The organism is Deinococcus hopiensis KR-140, assembly GCF_900176165.1.
Classification (GTDB): Bacteria; Deinococcota; Deinococci; order Deinococcales; family Deinococcaceae; genus Deinococcus; species Deinococcus hopiensis.
In genome coordinates, this window is record NZ_FWWU01000009.1 from 2155965 (window position 1) to 2174655 (window position 18691).

An 18691-nucleotide genomic window follows, 5' to 3' on the forward strand; every position below is an offset into this window, starting at 1 on the left:
AATGCCATCCATCATAGCCGCGCCGTGCTGCACGCACCCGTTCCCGCCCGAGGAACGCTGTTACAACTTTAGGGACAACACATACCTCTCTTCCTGGGCACCCGCCCAGTCCGGCGTTGAGTTGTCGAGCGGAGAGGGATAGACTGGCTTATTGAGAACCATTCCTATCAAGGGGTGGTAAAGCCTGTCCTCTTCCCCGGTCCGTTCCCCTGGAGAATTCATGACTGTTCCCCTCACCTCCCCCGGCCGCGAAGCGCCCGCGTCGCCCCGCTTTCAGGCGGACCCACAGCTGCGTCAGGCGATACTGCTGACCGCCCTCACGCTGGCCGGGCTGCTGCTGGGATTGGCGGGACAACGTCTCCTCGGCCTCCAGGCACTGGGATGGGTGGGGTACGGACTCGCGTACCTGGCGGGCGGCATCCCGGCTGCCAGAGAAGCGGTAGAGACGCTGCTGCACGAGCGCAAGCTGGATGTGGACCTGCTGATGGTCCTCGCGGCGCTGGCGGCGGCGAGCATTGGTCAGGCAGCGGACGGGGGGGCGCTGCTCTTTTTGTTCAGCCTCTCGAACACGCTGCAGGGCTGGGCGCTGGGGCGAACCAAGAGCGCGGTGCAGGCGCTGATGAACCTCAATCCCGAGGGGGTGACGGTACGCCGGGGCGGCGTGGCGCGCTGGTGCGGGCTGAACGACATTCGGATCGGCGATGTGCTGGTCTTGAAGCCCGGCGAGCGTATCCCCGCCGACGCCCGCATCGTATCCGGGCAGACGAGCGTGGACGAGTCGCCCATCACGGGCGAGAGCGTGCCGGTGGACAAGGCCCCAGGCGCGGAACTGGCGAGCGGCACGGTGAACCTCAACGGCAGCGTGGAGGCCGAGGTGTTGCGGCCCGCCGGGGAAAGTACGCTGGCGCGCCTCGTCACCCTGATGGAACAGGCCCAGACGCAGAAGAGCCGTGCAGAAGCGCTGGGGGAGCGCTGGGAAAGCCCCTACGCCACGCTGGTGCTGTTCCTGGTTCCCGCCGTCTACCTGCTGCTGCACTCGGCCTTCGGGCTGGGCGCACAAGACGCCTGGTACCGCGCCATCTCCTTTATGGTGGTGGCGAGCCCCTGCGCCGTGGTGATCTCCACCCCCGCCGTGATGCTGAGCGCGATGGCCGCCGCCGCCCGCTCGGGCGTGCTGTTCAAGAGCAGCGCGGCGCTGGACGCCCTGGCGGGGGTACGGACCGTGGCCTTCGACAAGACGGGCACGTTGACCCAGGCGAAGATGACCTTGACGGGCATCGTGGCGGCGGATGAGCGGACGGCGCTGGCCCTTGCTGCTGGGCTGGAGGCGCACAGTGAGCACCCCATCGCACGGGCGGTGGTGGCGGCGGCGCGGGAACGGGGGGTCTTTCCCCTGGCCCTGAGGGCAGCGCAGGCCCTCCCTGGACTGGGCATCACGGCGTGGACGGTGGCGGGAGAGTCCGTGTGGGCGGGCAATGAGCGGCTGGCGGAACAGCAGGGTGCGGCGCTGGGTCAGACCCAGTCCACCGCCCTTGCAGAGCTCGCCAAACGGGGCAGCAGCAGCGTGGTCGTGGGCGTGGGGCGGCGCGTCTTGGGTGTGCTTGGGGTGGCCGATGCCCTGCGTCCCGGCATCCGGGAAGCCGTGGCCGAGCTGCGGACAAGCGGTGTGGAGCACCTCGTCATGCTGACGGGAGACCGCCGGGAAGTGGCGGTGGCGGTGGCCCGCGAAGTCGGTGTGACCGAGACGCACGCCGAGTTGCTGCCGGAGGACAAACTGCGGCTGATCGGCGAACTGCCTGGACCCGTGGCGATGGTGGGCGACGGAGTAAACGACGCGCCCGCCCTCGCCCGGGCAGACCTGGGGGTGGCGGTGGCGAGTGGAACGGACGTGGCCGTCGAGAGCGCGGACGTGGTGCTGATGCAAAACGATCTGGGCAAGCTTGCGGGAGCGGTGCGGCTGGCCCGGGAAGCGCGGCGGACGGTGGCGCTCAACCTCTGCTTCGCGTTTGGGATCGTCCTGATCGTGGCGCCGCTCGCCGTGGCGGGGCGGGTGCCCTTGCCGCTGGGCGTGCTGGCGCACGAGGGGGGCACAGTGCTGGTGGTGTTTATGGGGCTGAGGCTGCTGAGGCGGCGGCTGTAGTTTGATCAAATCGCCGTTGCCAGATTTTACCGGGCCCCAACCCTTCACCGGGACGCGGCATGGTGCCGGGTCAGCGCGGCTCCAAGTGGCTGAGCGGGCACAGTGGCTGAGCTGACAAAGCCGCAAACGGAGCCGTGAGGGGTGTCCTTACCACCTACGGCGCAGCCCGAACGGGCGCTTTGGGCCTTTGGGAACCGCTCTTTTGAGATCCTTCCGCGGAACCATACGTGGGACTCCCACGAGGAACGCCAGGAGGCCGCGCGGCGCGCCTGCCGATCACCCGAACGTGCTTGGGCTTCAAGGTCCGACGCGTGCGCGTCTCCGAATTCACGGCAAATGGGGACGGGCTTGCCACTGCCGGGAGTGTCAGGCCCGCCGTGGTCTTGGACGTGTCGGCCCAGCAACCGTGCGCCACGGTAGGGGGTGTTACGCGCGGGCATTCTCATCCGGGTGGGCCCCGTACCCGCAGGCGCGGCACTTCAAGCCGTCCTGCCGGAGTCGGTTGCCCTTCTCCGTATGCCTGCACTTGCGCCACCCCTGACGCGTGTGCCGCGGGTCCACTGGTACGCCTCGCCCCGGTTGACCGTCCACAGCTTGAGTTTTAGAGCATGTGCCGACGTGCGGACTGCTTTTTGACCGAACTTGAATGCGTAGGGGGAGAATGGCACCCCTCACGGCGCCATTCTCCTCCATACGCCAAAACCCGCACGCCCAAAACTTCAGCGTGCCAGAAGGCTGGAGCGGGCGACAGGCCACCGCCGTCTGCGGCGCCGAGACTCCATTTATCCCACAGCCCAAGCAGTGGGTTTCCTCGAGGCTCCTCCATGAAGGCCACACGGTAGGCACAGATCCATCACACCTGGGTGGGTAGGTTATGCGCACGCAGCCACAGCTCTCCTCCAGATTCCGAGCTGCGCCGAGGAGTTTTGCCCGATGAGTAGATTCACCGTTCAGATGTTCGCATTGCCGATTACAGCCATCCTGATCCTCTCCGGGTGCGGCGCCACGTCGCCAGCCCCCACGTTTCAGGGGCCGCAGGGAGGGACTGTCCTCGACGCGCAGACTCCGGAAGAAGTGCCGCTCCAGGCCCTCAGTGGCGTCAAGCTCTCGGATGCGGATGCGCGGGCGCGGGTGAAGGCTGCTGGCATCACCATTTCCTCGAGTGGGAACTGCAGCGACCGGTACAACAGCAGCTGCACTTCCCTCGAACAGGTCAACTCAGGCACCACCGACGGCATTCTCACGTTGAAGCGGGCCTCGGGTTGCGCGATCAACATCACGGGCGGGACCGAAACTGGACATTCGAGCGGAACGTACAGCCACTGGAACGGCTATAAGCTGGATATCAGCAAGTACACCTGCATCGGAGACTACATTCGGAACAGCTTTACCCGGATCAGCGACCGGGGCGACGGGGCCCCGCGCTATCAGAGCGCTGCGGGCAACATTTATGCCGACGAATACTGGGCCAACCACTGGGACATCCTGTACTACTGAGCGCGCGGCGCAGCCCAGCGGAAGTCTACCGGGGGCGGGTACGCCCGCCCCCTTCGTTCGTCTTGCCGCCCCTACGCCGTACGGCGCCAGACGGCGCTATGGATATTGGATCTACAGAGCAAGGACCCCTTGAACTTCCGCTGCGCCAGGGCCAACCTCAGAATTCCAGCAGCACGTGTTCTGCGCTGAAGCCCGGACCCATCGCGCTCAGAAGACCCTTGCCCTTCGGCCCCTTCCTCAACACTTCCTCCAGCACGAACAGCACGGTCACGCTGCTCATGTTGCCGTGATTGCGCAGCACCTCACGGCTGGGATTGAGGGCACACGGGCACAGGCCCAGGGCTTCTTCGTAAGCGGTGAGGACCTTCACGCCGCCAGGATGGACCACAAACGTTCCTACGTCCTCACGCTGCCAGCCGTGGGTGCTGAAGGCTTCGGCGACGTTTTCCGCCATCATGGAGCGCACCAGCGTGGGAATGTCGCGGGAAAAGCGCACCTTAAGGCCGTCGTCCACCACGTCCCAACCCATGATGTCCCCACTGTCCTCGATGAGGGTGGAGTAGCCGCCGTGCAGGGTGAGCAGGGGTGGTGGGCCGGGTACGTCGGGGGCCGTCACGACGAGGGCCGCGCCGCCGTCGGAGAAGAGGGCGGTGCCCACAAAGTTGCTCTTGGACTCGTCGCCCTGGATCAGGGTCAGGCTACACATCTCGACGGCCACGTACAGTACCCGGCGGTGGCCTGCCCGCACGAGGTCCGCCGCCCGCGCGAGGCCGGCCGCGCCGCCCGCGCAACCCAAACCCCAGAGCGGCAGACGCAGGGCGTGGCGGTTGAGGCCAAGCTCCTCGATCAGGTAAGCGTCGAGGCTGGGGGCACTGATCCCGCTGGTGTTCACGGCGATCACGGCGTCCACGTCCCCTGGGGCGAGTTCGGCCCGCTGAAGCGCCTCACGGGCCAGGCGCAGGGTGAGGGCGCGGGCCTCCTGCACGAAGACTTCGTTTTTCTCGCCGAAGCCGTGCGGCTCGGCGTACCACTCCAGGGGGCGGGCCACCGAACGGGTCTCGATCTGGGCGTTACCGAACACGTCGAGCATGTGCGCGCGGGCAGCCATGCGGGGAAACAAGGCGCGGGCCGCCTCCCGCACCTCCGTTTGGGGAATGCGGTGGGGCGGGTTCCCCGTAACGAGGGCGCGCAGGACGGGCAGGGTCATGGAGGCATTCTGCCGTCCCTGGTCCGGCGCGCCGTGCTCCAGGGTACGGTCTGGACGGAGAGAGTCTTTATTCAGCTCCGAGGAAGAGGTCAGTCCCGCGCCGCTTGGCTCTGCCGCCACTCCTCACGGCCCACCTCGTCCAGACGGGCGAAGTCCTCATCGGTCAGCGTCAGGGCCGCTGCCGCAACGTTTTCCTCCAGGTGCTTGACCTTGCCCGTGCCCGGAATGGGCAGCATGACGGGGCTGCGCTTGAGGACCCAGGCGAGCGCCACCTGCGACGGCGTGGCCCCCAGGCGCGCGGCCACCTCGGTCAGTACGCTGCCCTCGCGCGCCAGCCGTCCCGCCGCCAGCGGATACCAGGGCAGAAAGCCGATCCCCTCGCGCCCGCAGTACTCCAGCACGTCTTCGGACTTGCGGTTCGTCAGGTTGTAGAGGTTCTGTACGGTGGCAACGGGAAAGACGCGGCGGGCGGCCTCGATCTCCTCCACACTCACCTCGCTGAGACCCGCGTGGCGGATCACGCCCTCGTCCATCAGCTCGCGGACCGCGCCAAACTGTTCGTCGCGGGGCACCTGGGGGTCAATGCGGTGCAGCTGCCACAGGTCGATTCGCTCCACACCGAGGCGGCGACGCGAGAGGTGCGCCTGCTGCTTGAGGTACTCGGGCCGTCCGCAGGGAATCCAGACGTTCGGCCCCGTGCGCGTCAGTCCTGCCTTGGTGGCGATTACCACGCTGTCAAAGGGGTGCAGGGCTTCGCGGATGAGCTCCTCGCTGACCGCGGGACCGTAGGAGTCGGCGGTGTCGATGAGCCGGACGCCGAGGTCCGGCAAACGGCGCAGGGTGGCCAGGGCCTCCTGCCGGTCGGCGGGATCGCCCCACACGCCCTCGCCCGTCACGCGCATGGCGCCGAAACCGAGGCGATTCACGGTAAGGTCCCCGCCGATGTTGAAGATGCCGCTCTGGGCCGCGTTGCCTGAGTTCTGGGTCATGAAAATCCTCCTGAACTGAGAAGACGAAAAAGCTCAGCCGACGCATGATGGCAGGCGCGGTGGGGCCGGGTGTAGGCCCAGCCTAAAGCCCGCGTTCACCACTTCAGCGGTGCCCGCCGGGACACAATGCTCCCCATGACCTCCGCGCGCCCTGGCCTTCCTCTCCCCGTGATTCTGGATGGCGACCCCGGCCTTGACGACGCCGTGGCGTGGCTGCTGGCGCTCGCCAGTCCGGAAGACCTCGCCGTGCTCGCGCTGACCACCGTTCACGGCAACGTGGGCCTGGACCTCACCACCCGCAACGCGGGCGTGGTGCTGGCGCTGGCGGGAAAGGACGTGCCCATGTACGCGGGCGCGGACCGGCCCCTGCTGACCGAGGCGATTACGGCCACGAGGGTTCACGGCGAGACCGGCTTGCCTGCCCGTGACCTCCCTGAGCCGCGCGGAACGGTGGAAGCCGAACACGCCGCCCACTTCATCGTCCGTACCCTACGTGAGCGGCCCGGCGAGGTGACGTTGGTGGCGACGGGACCCCTCACGAACGTGGCGCTGGCCTTTCGCCTCGCGCCGGAGTTGCCCGCCCTCACGCGCGAGGTGGTGTGGATGGGCGGAAGTACCGGGCAGGGCAACCGCACCCCCGCCGCCGAGTTCAACGCGCTGGCCGATCCACACGCCGCCCGGATCGTGCTGGAGTCGGGCGCGGCCGTGCGGATGTTCGGCCTGAACGTGACGATGCAGGCCCTCGCCACACCGGACCGGGTGGAGCGCCTGCACGGCCTGGGGAACCGTGTGGGCGCAGTCTGCGCCGAGCTGCTGAGCTTCTACGCTGGGATGTACCGTGAGAGATACGGCCTGACCGGCGGCGCGCTGCACGATCCCCTCGCGATGGCCGCCGTCCTGCGCCCGGAGCTGTGCGAAATGAAGCCCATGCGCGTGGCTGTCGAGACGCAAGAGGGTCTGAACTTCGGACGCACCGTGTGCGATCTGTACGGGGTGACCGGCGAGGCGGCAAACGTCTCGGTGGCCGTGGGCGTGGACGACGTGGCCTTTTTCGAGCTGCTGACGGAACGCCTGGGACGGCTGCCCTAGCGGCCGCCCTTTCATTCCTGGGCGTGGTCTACCGCGCGCAGGCGGGCGCTGGCGAGGGCCTTTTGGGGCAAAGGCCAGACGCCCAAAAGGCCAGACGCCCAGCCCTGTGGCGGCCAGGAACCCAGGTGTGGAAAATCGGGGCGCTGCCAAGCCGGAACAGCCACGCGCCGGCCAGAAGCACGCCCGAGGACACGGCGAGCCGGCCCTGCCCCGTGGTGTATCAGGGCCGCCGAAGCTGGGCCGGGGTAGCAACGCGAATGTGCGCCGCTCCGGCATTGTGCACGTGGAGCGCCGTGACCTGACCTTCGCCGGCTCCCACTCGCGGCGAGGGACCATTGCCCAGTGGCTTGGGGTTGCCCTCCAGTACCGCGCGGCGCCGCGGCCTCGTCCAGACTCAGGTCCAGGATCTGCCGAACACAGCTGGTCTGCGCCTCCATCGCCCCGGGCATCAACGCCATCATGCGCTCCACCTTCCGCCCGCAGTTTGCGCTGTCCATGCCCTCCACGAAGTAGATCAGGTGGGCCGGCGGCGCCTTGGAGGCACGGCGGGCGCACGGTGAGGTCAGTTTGGAAGCTGTTTGAATGCCCACCTAGCGCGCTTTCAGTTTGGTGGGCTTGAGCCTGAAGGGACGAACCCCAAGCCGACGGACCAGTAGGCCGACGGATCAATAGAAAAACCGCGCTTGACGCGCGGTCTTTTCTGGTGGAGGCTAAGAGATTCGAACTCTTGACCCTCCGCTTGCAAATTAAAAAGAGCGTCCCAGCGCGAAAATATTCCCCGTTCTGGATAGGATCTTTTCTCTGGCCTCAACCCTCCTCCCCCCCTTACACCTAACTTTTTGAGGGGCTTTGGTGACGGATTGGTGACGGGCTGGTGACAGGCTGCGCTCGAATAGTTCCGGTGTGGGACCGGAACTATTCGAGCGTGAGCAACAGTCTCTCAAGGACTGAAGAGCTGCGCCCCAAGCGCTGGTGACAGAGTTGGTGACGAAGACCAAATAGGCCTCCTGTACGTTGACCCAACGAGTTGCGGCAGCTCCTCACGCTGACTTGGAGTGAACCAGATGATATCGGTGGAACAGCAAAGTGAACCTACTCACATTTTGGGATCTTAGCCTTGACTTTCCCCTGTTCAGCGCGGCGGCCAAGGAGGCGGGTACATCGGCGAAAGTACTGCACTCTCTGCTGCTTGCTGAAGGCGTACTAATCAAGCTTGATGCATGAGTGCCATTTAGATGCTTCTTACTTAATCGTAACTAATTCTCAGATCTAAAAGAGTCATGTCAACACAATTTATTGTGCAGAGTTAAATCATTTTACGCCAGCTACTCGTGAGACAGTATATCTCCCGCTTCGCTCTGTATCCCTACCATCTTGAAATCATCTGCAACTGATTGACGAATCGGGATTGCTTTTCTGGCTCATTACGACTTCTATGCACAAAAGCTTCCCAAAGATTCACCAGTTGATCGCGGTACGGACGGAGCAGATCAATGAGCTCTGGATCTCGGTATTCGTGATACAACCGAATCACTAATGGAATGCAATAGCTTGCCATTTCCCTGGGAGGTTCATTGGTGCATTCAGTGAGGAGGCGCACCCACATTGACTTGGAATCCTCACTTCTCTCCTGATAGTCATAGAAATTAGCCAATGAGCTTAGGGCCTCTGGAACGCCACGATTCGCTGCGTCTAGGAGGAGTTGTTCCCCCTTTCTACGATTAGCTATGGGGCTATCCTCGTCACAGTACAGTGCTCCCAATTTGGCTGTAGCTAAAGCGCTGCCCAAGTTCATAGCTTTCTCAAAGCAGGCCGCAGCTTTATATGGGTCGGCAATTTTACCTCCCGCACCATATAGGTGGTCCTCACCTTCGTCGATTAGTAACGCCGCCATTTCACGTACGTCTGCTGACACATTGCCTGCCTGCTCTACCGATGGAGTGACATCCAGCGTCGAAATGGTGAGCAACTGATTGATAGCATCGGTGGGTGAGATCAGAAAGAACTCACGGTTTGGAGATGCTCGAACCCCCCTCGCCTGCAGTGCGGCATGAATGGCCGCCTCCGCCTGATCAACGTCATCAAAGCGTCGATGGTAGACCAAGATGAATTTTTGTGGCACCCCCGTGGCTGCCGACAGTTCCCGAACTCGGTCATTCACATTGCGTGTGGTCTTTCCAATTTTGACCATATCCGGCATGGCTGGATTGATTAAGATGTATACCTCGCCAGGATTCATTGCCTTATCGTAGCTGAAGGCACAGGCTCAAGGCCGCTATGGATAATCCCCCCTCTTCCGGCACCAAGGATATGTGCGGTGTATGGAACGGCCCGCTATAGCCCCTGCTTACGCAGGACGCACTATCTATCTCTGCGAATGACGTTGGGCCACGGCGCTTCAAGAGCTCTGGCCTAGAGTGGGTCGGCTTGCAGCCAACCTTTGCGGCACACTGAGACGGACCATGGACCGCGAAAAGTTCTACGCCACTGCCGACTACCTCAAGACGCGATTGGACGACATCCGAAAGCATGAACGTGCTTACAAGTCACGCGGCGTGCCCAAGGTGCGCACGCACCTGCAGGCTTTTCTCGACGGAACGCTTCAGGAACGTGTGGACGTGCTTGGCGGCGGTGCCCTCGATCTGCTCGGCTGGCAACTCCAGGACCCGCTCAACGAACTTGCGGCGGTCGCTCCGACGGAGTTCCGCGCGGCGCTTGAGGCGCTCTGGACATCACCGCTGCGTGCCGAGCAGGTCGACACGTTCTGGGTCATCCTCGACCCAGCGCTTGACCGCTTGAAGCCCAGGAACAGCAAGGCCTTCAACGGGCTCGGAGCGCGAACCACAGTCGCCTCCTACCTGTTGTACGTGGCTGATCCGACCCGCTTCCCTTTTTACATGCCCACCTACGGCGGGAAAGCCATCGAGCATCTGTACGGCAAGAGCAAGCGCGAGAAGCTCGACGATGGGTCGCCCGGAGTGCTGATGCGCGCCTATACGCAGCGTTGCACGTATCTCCTGAAAGAATTTCGTGACGCCGGTGTCGGGCTCGAAGACATGATGGATCTACACAGCGGCCTGCACCTTCTGGCACGAGACCTTCTGAAGGCGGGCAATGCTTGAGCACACGTAGTGATCACGCAGGAGCATCTCTTTACCTCCGGTCTCCCCAGAATGGCTGACGAGTTCCCAACGTGCCCTGCTGCGACAATCCAGACCCTCTTGGATTCTCACCTGAGTACTTTGAATCCTTGTTTTCTCCGTCTGCGACGCATTTTCACACCATTCTCATGACATGAAATGTTATGTTATACACATATCCGAGGGTAGATATTTCACTCTTTGGACGCTGAAAAGGAGATGACATGAATAAATTTATGCAAAGTTCTCATGGTGTGAGTGTGAGGGTGCTAAGTGCACAGCACGACAGGCACGAGTTCAACCCTTTCAATCGTTGGGAGGAGAAGTTACTGGACTTAGTATCGCATCCATCTAAGCGCAGTGCAGAATGGACCCTGTCTGAAGACATCACAGCAGTTAAGGAGCAGGTAAGGCGCACTGTGTCGAACATTCAGATCAAATACCCTTTCTCATCTGATGTGCTCGAGTTAGACATCCTGCTGTACCAGGTGACATCCCTGGACGACCCGACATTAGAAATACGGGGCGACTTGCGTGGCAACCGACAGTACCCAGCAATCCTAGTTGGGATTGAGACCTTCAATGCCCGCCGCCTAGAAGCGGTCTTGACGCACGAGTTGCTGCACGTTCTGTACAGCCCCCCTGCGGAGACAGCGGCGCATGACGCCTTGGACCTGTACCTATTACGCCTAGCCATTGAGGAGGGGGTAGCGGAGGCCTTCGTGCGGGAGAACATGTCGCCCGCCGACGTAAAGAGTGGTGCAAGCGACTTAGCAGTCCCGGAAGACCTCGTACAGTTGCACGACTTCAGGCACGAACGGCACGACGATCCTAAGAAGCTTAATGACCCCAAAGACGCAGCCCTAAAATCTTTCCTAGAGATGCACAAGCATTACGCTGCGGGATATCACATCGTCACATCGCTAATCGACGGTAAGGTATTTGACTTGACGACGTTGATAGATATGGATCCCGTGGAAGTGTGGAAGGCCTACCTCCCCCTGAACTCAGCCATACCGTCAACCCTCTAAGTTTAAGGGAACGCCGCCCACAATGTTGTCAAGCAGAAGGATGCCTCAATCCCGATGCGAAAAGTATTTATTAAGCCCTTCAAAATATAATTCTGGCTCCTTAACAAACATATGAGCAGAAGAGTTAGATATATGATCGAACAGGCTTTCAAAGAGAGGAGGAATAAGAGCCTTATGGTCTACGAATATGGCATGCTGAGATTGAACAAATTCAATCATTACGTATATAAATTTTTTATCATTGCCTTGATCTTTAAGTTCAGAAAATTTTCGTAGATCAAATCGGATAGTTATTTCAGCTACATGTCCCTTTTCCAAAAGGACCTCAACACGATCGCCATCATAAGAACCCCACATAATGGCATTCTCGTCCCAGTGCTTTTCCTGTGGGAGGATTCCTTCAAGAGTATTAGATAATTGCTGCAAAAATCTCTTACTATTTAGAATCTCTCTATCATTTTTATTACGGTCTTCTTTATATAGACCGCTGGTATACCTAAAAGGCTTCCGATGAAAGCCTTTATCAACATATTGATCCCATGATATTAAGCTCTCAAAGGCTTCATCAGCATCACGATAGCGAGACACACTTTCAAGAAAGCGCCCTACTTTGTGTGCGGGTGCAATCTTCAGGTCGACCTGCCAAGTTGCCATTTTACACCTCCTCTAAGCAAGGGTTATTCACCATAGTACTCAAGGTCTTTCTCATCTTTGTAACCGCCAATAGGAAGTTGGACCTCTTGCGCTGGTATCTCAGGCAGACCCAACTTCCGCGCGACTATCCACCGGTGATGTCCATCGACTATGCACTTATGCCCCTGGGAGTCAACTACGTACTTGACCGGCTCACGAACCCCATGTTGCTCAATGTCTTTAAGCAGGCGATCCAACTGCCTTTTACTCATGGTCTGGCCATGGGTAGGGCGAAGATCTCGGCAGGGAACGTTATGCGTCATGGGGTCGGTGGGCCTTTCTGAAGCGATCAGTCCCTGCCACCATATCCGATCGGCGGAAGACCTCACTACTGTTATTGATCCCGGCTGAAGTTGCGGACGTTAGAATGGGTGAATGACGGACCGTTGGCTGCCCTCGCGCCTGACGCGAGCTCAACTTGAAGAACGTCGACTGCACTTCCTCAAGCTGCTCGAAACTGGGCAATACAGCAGCAAGGAACTCGCGGAGCTTCTGGGTGTCTCCATGAGTACTCTGCGCACCTGGAGGCACCTCCTGCGGCACCAGGGTCCAGGTGCACTGCAGGCCACCATCACCACGGGGAGAGTGCCAGCACTCTCCGGAGAGCAGCGAGAGACCCTGAAGCGACTGCTCAACGAAGGCGCACAGGTGCATGGCTTCCCCGACGCGAGCTGGACGACCCCGCGCGTCCGGGAGGTCATCGGTCGTCACTTCGACATCTGGCATCATCGCGACCACGTTCGGAGAATCCTGCACCAGTTGGGCTTCTCCCGCCAGAAGCCCGATCAACGCGCGCTGGAACAGAATCCGGAAGCGGTGGCCACCTGGATTCAGACCGTCCTGCCCGAGATCAAAAAAAAGTAACGGCGGGAGCGACCCTGGTCTTCCTGGATGAGGTGGGGTTCAGCCTGAAAGGCACGGTGAAGCATACCTGGGCGCTGCGGGGCCGCACGCCCGTCGTATTCGGCAAAGCCAGCTGGGACAAGGTGTCGACTATCGGTGCACTCACCACTGCCGGCCAGTTCCTGCAACACACGCAACACGGCGCGTTCAAGAGTCCGGACGTGATTCGCTTCCTGCAGCACGTGTTGACGCATGTCCCAGGAGAGGTCGTGGTCGTCCTCGACAACGCCGGCATCCACAAATCGAAGGCCGTCACGGCCTTCGCAACAGGTGAAGCACGGCTGTCTCTGCAATATCTCCCGCCGTACGCTCCGGAACTCAATCCCATTGAACTGGTGTGGGCCTATGTCAAGCGCAACGTCCTGGGGAACTTCTGTGCACAGACACTGAAGGAATTGAAGGCGCGCCTCAAGGTCGGATGGGCGCGCGTCCGGTATGTCCGACTCCCCGCTCGCCTCCTCCACAGCTACCTTCCGTCCTAAACTTCAGCCGAGATCAATAGAGAGGCGTTCGTGAAGGGTGTAAGGCATAGGCCGAGTGCACTCCAGATAAGCCGTTCAGCTGTGGTCGTCTCCTATCGCCCCGCAGGGAAGCGACGTACCTCTTGCCGCACGGCATCCTCTGGCGGTCACCTCGCTCGTACGAGAGGTCGATGAAGCCTCTTGGCGCTGTGGATGTCGTCTGCGCTGCCTTCCCTCCGCATACCTTCCCGAGTCAAGGCGCACGGCTCGCCGGGCACTGCGATACATGATGATCTACAAGTAGCTGGAGCATTGTCGTGCTCCAGCCACTTATCCCGTAGATCCCAACTATCCAGGCTGTTGGTAGAGAACATGAGCTCGATCCAAGACCTCTCGAGCATTCTCCGTAAGGCGCTGCGCACCGAAGGTGGCTAACACGCCGCGGTAGAGTTCTTCGGGCTCTTTCTTGCCAAGTCCAGGTTCCAAGCGAACCAATTGCGCCATGAGCGCCGCAAGCTCAGACGGTGGAACGTCGCTGAGCTTGCGGGGGCCTGCTTCCCGCAACCTCACGGCGGGGCTGTCGGGGACCCGGATGACCTTGTCCAGGACACCAGGTGTCCCCCATTCGTCAGCGGCGAGCAGGTGCCCTGCCTTCAGGGCGCGGGTCGTGGCTTTATTCAGCAAGCTCTTGGTGGTCTGCCCGAAGCGCACGCCCGCAGCCTGGCAGTACAGCTGATACGCCTGCCGCGCCGTCATTGGCCCCTCGACTTCTACGATGGCCTGCAAGCCTTCGGCGACTGGATCCAAGTTGCTCAGGGTGCGCGGATCTGGGAGAGGGCGTTGTGTCCAACGCACGTACGGCTGCAGGAATACATTCGTGGCAGGCTGCGCTGACGTATCTGATACAGAAGTGGTCGACGACGATACCGGAGGAAGAACCTGAGTGGTGTCTTGCTGCCCTGCATCCTGAACCGCTGGGATGGCTGAGGAGACGCCTTGCTGAGCCGTGCTTTGGCTGTTGGATGGGGACTTCCCCGGTGGCGTTGCAGAAGCGTCTTGGCTGACCTGAAAGTTGCGTGGGTCGCCGTCGGGAAAGACGCCTCGACGCGAAAGGGTTTGCCACAGGTCCTGCAGAGCCGCTTCAGGGTCGCGCGCATACGTGCTCCCTCGAACCCGCCAGAACTCCATTCCGACTCGCTCCAGCGTCTGCTGCCGCGCCAGGTCCTTTCGGTATTGATCGGGCCCATGCCAGTAGTCGCCGTCGCACTCCACAGCCAGTCGGCCGCGCAAACCTTCCACGACCAGATCAATGCTGTATCCAGCGAGCTTGTACTGCGGCACCACACGGTAACCGCGGTTCACCAAATCCAAGTACACGTCGACCTCGAACCAGCTGTCGAATGGAGCAGGACGAGGACTGTTAGCCCTACCCGGTCGCCTGGCCAATTCACGCAGCGTGTCGACCTCAGCGTTCTTGAGAGGCTGCAGACTCGGCACTTCCGGGTTGTGCATATGCTGAATCAGCGAGGCCCGCAGGTCCTCTGGGTGCAGGCCCTTCACGTCCACGCTGTGGTAGAGCCACAGCTGATCACGGGCACGGCTGACCGCCACGTTGTACCGCGACTGAAAGGTGGGGCTGTCCCGCCCGACTTTCATCTCTCGCCCACCCTCGCTTGGACTGGCGACCATGCTCAGGAAGATGACGTCGCGCTCCGTTCCCTGAAAGGTGTAGGCGTCGCCGCAGGTCAACTTGCGGTCCACGATTTCGGCTTCGCCGATCTCAGCGCGCAGCAGGCGCGAGATCTCCACAGCCTGGGTGCTACCGAGGAGGCTGATCACCCCGAAGGACTTCCCCGCGTACTTCGGATCAGCCAGGCACTCTTTGATTTGATCAACGATGGCACGCGCCTCGACTGGATTGACTTTGTCTCCCTTGGGTAGGGTGTACCCACCCTCCACCTTGCAGGGCATCAGGGGCGGAAGGCGGTCCGAGCCAAATTGACGCAAGGCGATCAGCGGCGTGTCCGCGTAACTGAGATCGCTAGAGAACTTGATGATCTCCGGCATGCAGCGGAAGTGCTCGCGCAGGCTAAGACGCCCTGGATAAGCGTAACCCCCGAATCCGAACAGGCTTGCCTTAGGGTCCGCAATGACCGCAGCCCCTGCAACCCCCTTCAGGTACTGCTGCTCCAAGGCGTTTACCTGAGCGATGGAGATACCGACTCCGTCGGGTTCAATCTGCTTGTCGTCACCGACAATGACGATCTTCTTGGCGATGAACGTCAGGAACAGCGCCTCTGGACCCGCCTGCGACGCTTCATCTACGATCACAACGTCGAACATGCCGGGGCTGATCGCGAAATTTTCAGCGACGAGGTGAATCGGCATGATCCACGCGGGAATGGCGCTCCGGGCCTTGCTCAGCGCGTCTTGCGCCACCTGCCGCCACTTGCCAGCCTGCTTCCCGGTTCCCTTACCTATTCTGCGGACGGCCTGCTGCCACAACACCAGCGCGGCCTGCTCGTTCGCCGTCATGCGGTTCAGCGTGTTCCGCCACGCTTTGATCGCCGCGAGCTCCCCGAGCATCTGGTTCTGCTCCTGCCGAGCAGTTGCCAGCTGCTCGCGCACCTCCACTTCGGTATCCGGGTTGGCCAGCTCGGTGAGGCGAAGGTCCGCCCGGACCCAGTTCCACGCAGCTTCAAAGGACGCCAGGCGGGCATCCCAGAAAGATTCCGCGAAGGTGATCTTCAATTCATGGGCCAGGGCGGGCGCAGCCCGGTGGAGACGCGACATCAGCTCGCTTTGCAAGGATGCCAACTTCATCCGGTTCACCAAGTGCTGCACCTGCAGGTAAGCGCGCCCATATGCATCCGCGTCCCGCCCCTCAATGGCCCGGATCAACTCGACCGTCACGTCATGTGGCCGGCCTCCCGCCTTCAGCGCGTGCAAGCGGGGCAGCAGCGCGTCTAAGGCGTCACGGCTGATCCGAACGTCCTCAGCCGCTTCTGCCGCATTCGCAGCTGCGATCAGGTCTCGCAACGCCTGCGGTTCCCACCATTGCGGTTGCGGCAGGCCAGAGATTGCCCGCACAGCCCGTTGCGCCTCTTCCAGCAGGGCGCGTAGCTTCAGCACCCGGGCAAGGGTCTGGCGGTGCTCTTCGAGCTCAGTGACCTGCAGTCGCAGCGGGCCGCTGACCGTCACGCCCTGACTGGCCCAGAGCGCCCGAATCTGGTCCAGGCGCGCCGAGAGACTGAAGTGCTCCAGCAAGGCGCGCAGCGCATCGGGCGCATCCGCCGCGCGGCCGTTCACCTTCACGTCTGTGCGCAGGTACTGCCGCGTCTTCACCGCAGCCGGCTTGAACAGCAAGTTCCCCCAGTTGCCACCGCCCGTCAGGTGCTCGAGCAGCACCTTTGCGTCTCCCTCCACGGCAAGGCGGTCCCGTCCGTCCAATCCGCTTACAGGCTGCTCAAGCTGTTCAACGCGTTCCAGCAGCGTGGGCAACGCGTCCCCACTCTGCCGGGCGATTTCCTGCCAGCGTCCCCCCTGCTCCTTGAGCAGGGCTTCCACCGCCCCAGGCACCCAGGACGCAGGGCGGCCGCGTTCCGTCTCAGCGGCCGCCAACAAAGCTTCAACGCGCTGCGTTACAAGTCGGCGGGCCTCTGAGGTGGCACGTTCCAGCGCTGGATAGGCGCTGCTCGCCCGGGCCTCCCCTTGAGACGCGGCGTGTCGCGCGGCCCGTTCCTCGGCCTGCACGAAGCGCAGAAAGTCTTCCGGCCGGGCCAGGTCTTCTGGATCAGGGCGCGCGAGATTCAAAGAGAAGATTTCTTCGGGACTTACGTCACGCAGCAGGCTGAGAAGCTTTACGGCTTCCGCATTCGTGAGCGGCACGTCACGCTGCGCGTCGGTCAGGTCATTCAGCCATTCGAATTCACCCTCCTCGGCGCGCAGGCGCGCTCCAATCTGCTGGGCTGTCCCCTGGTAGCCGAAGAGGGTGAGGTGGCCGGTTTCCGCCTCACGGATCTGCTGCAGGGTGTTCAGCAGCTGGTCTTCCTGCTGGCGAGCCCGTTCGAGACGGCTGAACAGCAGCTGTTCCTGCGCATCTTCCTGCTCCGGGTGACGATTGGTGAACCGGTACAGAAGCTCGCCCACGCTGCCCTGCAGGGCGGCCTGCGCGCCTTCCTCTCCGAGCAGGTGGGTGATGCACAGCCCCTGAAGTTCGGCGGGGAACTGGTCGCGCAGCACTTTCAGCGCCCGCGCGGTATGGCTGGTCACCAACACTTTCTGATCCGTGGCGAGCAGGTGACTGACGAGATTGACGATGGTGTGCGACTTGCCGGTGCCGGGGGGACCTTGAACCAGGACACCCTGTTCACGCTGGAGCCGACGAATGATGTCCCGCTGCGCCTCGTTGGCCGCTTTGGGAAAGTAGAGGGTCTTGTCCGCACTCGGCGGTCCTGCTGGCTGGCCCTGAGGAGAACGGTCGCCCAGGAAGCGGCGCATGCTGTCTGGAAGTGCGGGGGCAGTGTCCAACTGAGTGAGGATGCTGTCGTACGCGGCGAGAAGAGACCTCTCGCCCCTTCGCCGCAGCAGCAGGGCGGGGGCCCAGTGCACCGTCGGGTGGTCCGGCGAGCCAACTACGGGCCGCAGGTCGTTCTCGTACCGGCCCCGGTCGCCCACGGCATTCACCCACGTCTCCAGCAGCGCCGGCAGGGTCTGACCGCTCCACAGGTCGTCACCGCCTTCCTTCAACGCCGCCTGGATGGCTTGCTGGACTGCAGGACCAACGCGGTCCTCAGCGTCCAGCATGTCCTGTTCAAGCGTGGTCCCTGCCCCATCCCCCGCCGCGCGGACGCTCAGCACGCCCTGGAGTGGATCGAACTCCAGCGAGGCGCGCGCCGTCAGCAGGTGACGCCTCACTTCGCCGCTTGCCGCTGCCCGCCACGTCAGATGCCCCAGCCCCAGGCGCAGCTCATACCGTTCGCTTTCGGCACTGAGCTTCTGGTGGAAGTCGAACAGCTGCGAATAGTGTCGCTGGACTTCGTGCGAGCGCCGCTCTCCCTCCGCCCAGGCCGACCATAGGCCTTCATAGGCGGCCCAAGCTCGAAGCACCTCAGGTTGCTCCCTGAGAAGCACCGTCCCCTGCACCGCTTCCTCCTCGTCGTTGTCCTCCAGATCGGGCTTTTCCATAAGCCTCTCTGAGCGAATGACGGGTGGGTGGTCAGGCTGGTCCAGCGGCCCGTCCACCCATCCCGTTAGCAGATCAGGCCGTTTCGGTGCAGGCGCAAAGCGCGGCTTGTGAATAACCAGCCAGTCTTCATCCAATTCCTCCGGCTGTTGACGGCCCGCGTTCACGATCCGCTTGTCGTCGGGCAGCGTATGCAGCCAGATCAGGGCGTCTCCACGGTCGGTGCGTTGGGGCTTGTACTTCAGACCCGTGAACTCCTTGAGGTACTGAAAGACGTTCCGGATCTGCTCGTGCTGGAGGGAGGTATGCATGACGATGCCTTTTGAATGAACGGGGAGGACTCTTCGGAGTAATCT

The 18691-nt window shown here is 62.1% G+C and carries 12 protein-coding genes; 6 read left to right on the forward strand and 6 right to left on the reverse strand.

Features of this window, described 5'->3' with window-relative positions:
- Positions 1–220: 220 nt before the first annotated feature.
- Both B9A95_RS23945 and B9A95_RS34760 read left to right on the forward strand, forming a co-directional pair.
- The gene (locus tag B9A95_RS23945; protein WP_084049560.1) at positions 221–2140 is read left to right on the forward strand and encodes a heavy metal translocating P-type ATPase; all 1920 of its coding nucleotides are present in this window, start codon (positions 221–223) and stop codon (positions 2138–2140) included.
- A 933-nt stretch (positions 2141–3073) separates the two neighbouring features.
- A complete protein-coding gene (locus B9A95_RS34760; RefSeq protein ID WP_084049561.1) occupies positions 3074–3637 on the forward strand; it encodes a hypothetical protein in 564 nt (187 codons plus the stop codon).
- Positions 3638–3794: 157 nt separating this feature from the next.
- Here B9A95_RS34760 and B9A95_RS23955 read toward each other — a convergent pair whose 3' ends face one another.
- Entirely contained in the window at positions 3795–4844 is a 1050-nt protein-coding gene (locus tag B9A95_RS23955; RefSeq protein ID WP_084050944.1) for a type III polyketide synthase, read from the reverse strand.
- Positions 4845–4933: 89 nt separating this feature from the next.
- Positions 4934–5833: an aldo/keto reductase gene (locus B9A95_RS23960; RefSeq protein WP_084049562.1), complete on the reverse strand. Its 900-nt coding sequence runs from the start codon at positions 5831–5833 to the stop codon at positions 4934–4936.
- Between the two features lie 126 nt (positions 5834–5959).
- On the opposite strand from B9A95_RS23960, the gene B9A95_RS23965 reads away from it, so the two are divergent.
- Positions 5960–6922: a nucleoside hydrolase gene (locus tag B9A95_RS23965; RefSeq protein WP_084049563.1), complete on the forward strand. Its 963-nt coding sequence runs from the start codon at positions 5960–5962 to the stop codon at positions 6920–6922.
- A gap of 1366 nt (positions 6923–8288) precedes the next feature.
- On the opposite strand, the gene B9A95_RS23970 is transcribed toward B9A95_RS23965, so the two are convergent.
- Positions 8289–9161: a GIY-YIG nuclease family protein gene (locus B9A95_RS23970; protein WP_084049564.1), complete on the reverse strand. Its 873-nt coding sequence runs from the start codon at positions 9159–9161 to the stop codon at positions 8289–8291.
- A 223-nt stretch (positions 9162–9384) separates the two neighbouring features.
- Between B9A95_RS23970 and B9A95_RS23975 the strand changes: the two genes are divergently transcribed.
- Both B9A95_RS23975 and B9A95_RS23980 read left to right on the forward strand, forming a co-directional pair.
- Positions 9385–10044, forward strand: a complete 660-nt coding sequence (locus B9A95_RS23975) for a hypothetical protein (RefSeq protein WP_084049565.1) — start codon at positions 9385–9387, stop codon at positions 10042–10044.
- 242 nt (positions 10045–10286) lie between these two features.
- On the forward strand, positions 10287–11093 hold the full coding sequence (locus tag B9A95_RS23980) for a DUF2268 domain-containing putative Zn-dependent protease (protein WP_084049566.1): 807 nt from the start codon (positions 10287–10289) through the stop codon (positions 11091–11093).
- Positions 11094–11138: 45 nt separating this feature from the next.
- On the opposite strand, the gene B9A95_RS32670 is transcribed toward B9A95_RS23980, so the two are convergent.
- Both B9A95_RS32670 and B9A95_RS37280 read right to left on the reverse strand, forming a co-directional pair.
- Positions 11139–11747 (reverse strand): hypothetical protein, encoded by a 609-nt coding sequence (locus B9A95_RS32670; RefSeq protein WP_139806961.1) that lies wholly within the window; start codon positions 11745–11747, stop codon positions 11139–11141.
- Between the two features lie 23 nt (positions 11748–11770).
- Entirely contained in the window at positions 11771–12049 is a 279-nt protein-coding gene (locus B9A95_RS37280; protein ID WP_084049567.1) for a ParB N-terminal domain-containing protein, read from the reverse strand.
- Positions 12050–12161: 112 nt separating this feature from the next.
- Between B9A95_RS37280 and B9A95_RS34765 the strand changes: the two genes are divergently transcribed.
- A protein-coding gene (locus tag B9A95_RS34765; RefSeq protein WP_425429966.1) for an IS630 family transposase occupies positions 12162–13171 on the forward strand; the annotation gives its coding sequence in 2 pieces (ribosomal slippage) (positions 12162–12636 and positions 12636–13171; 1011 coding nt in all).
- A gap of 327 nt (positions 13172–13498) precedes the next feature.
- On the opposite strand, the gene B9A95_RS23995 is transcribed toward B9A95_RS34765, so the two are convergent.
- On the reverse strand, positions 13499–18646 hold the full coding sequence (locus B9A95_RS23995; protein ID WP_084049568.1) for an AAA domain-containing protein: 5148 nt from the start codon (positions 18644–18646) through the stop codon (positions 13499–13501).
- Between the last annotated feature and the right edge of the window lie 45 nt (positions 18647–18691).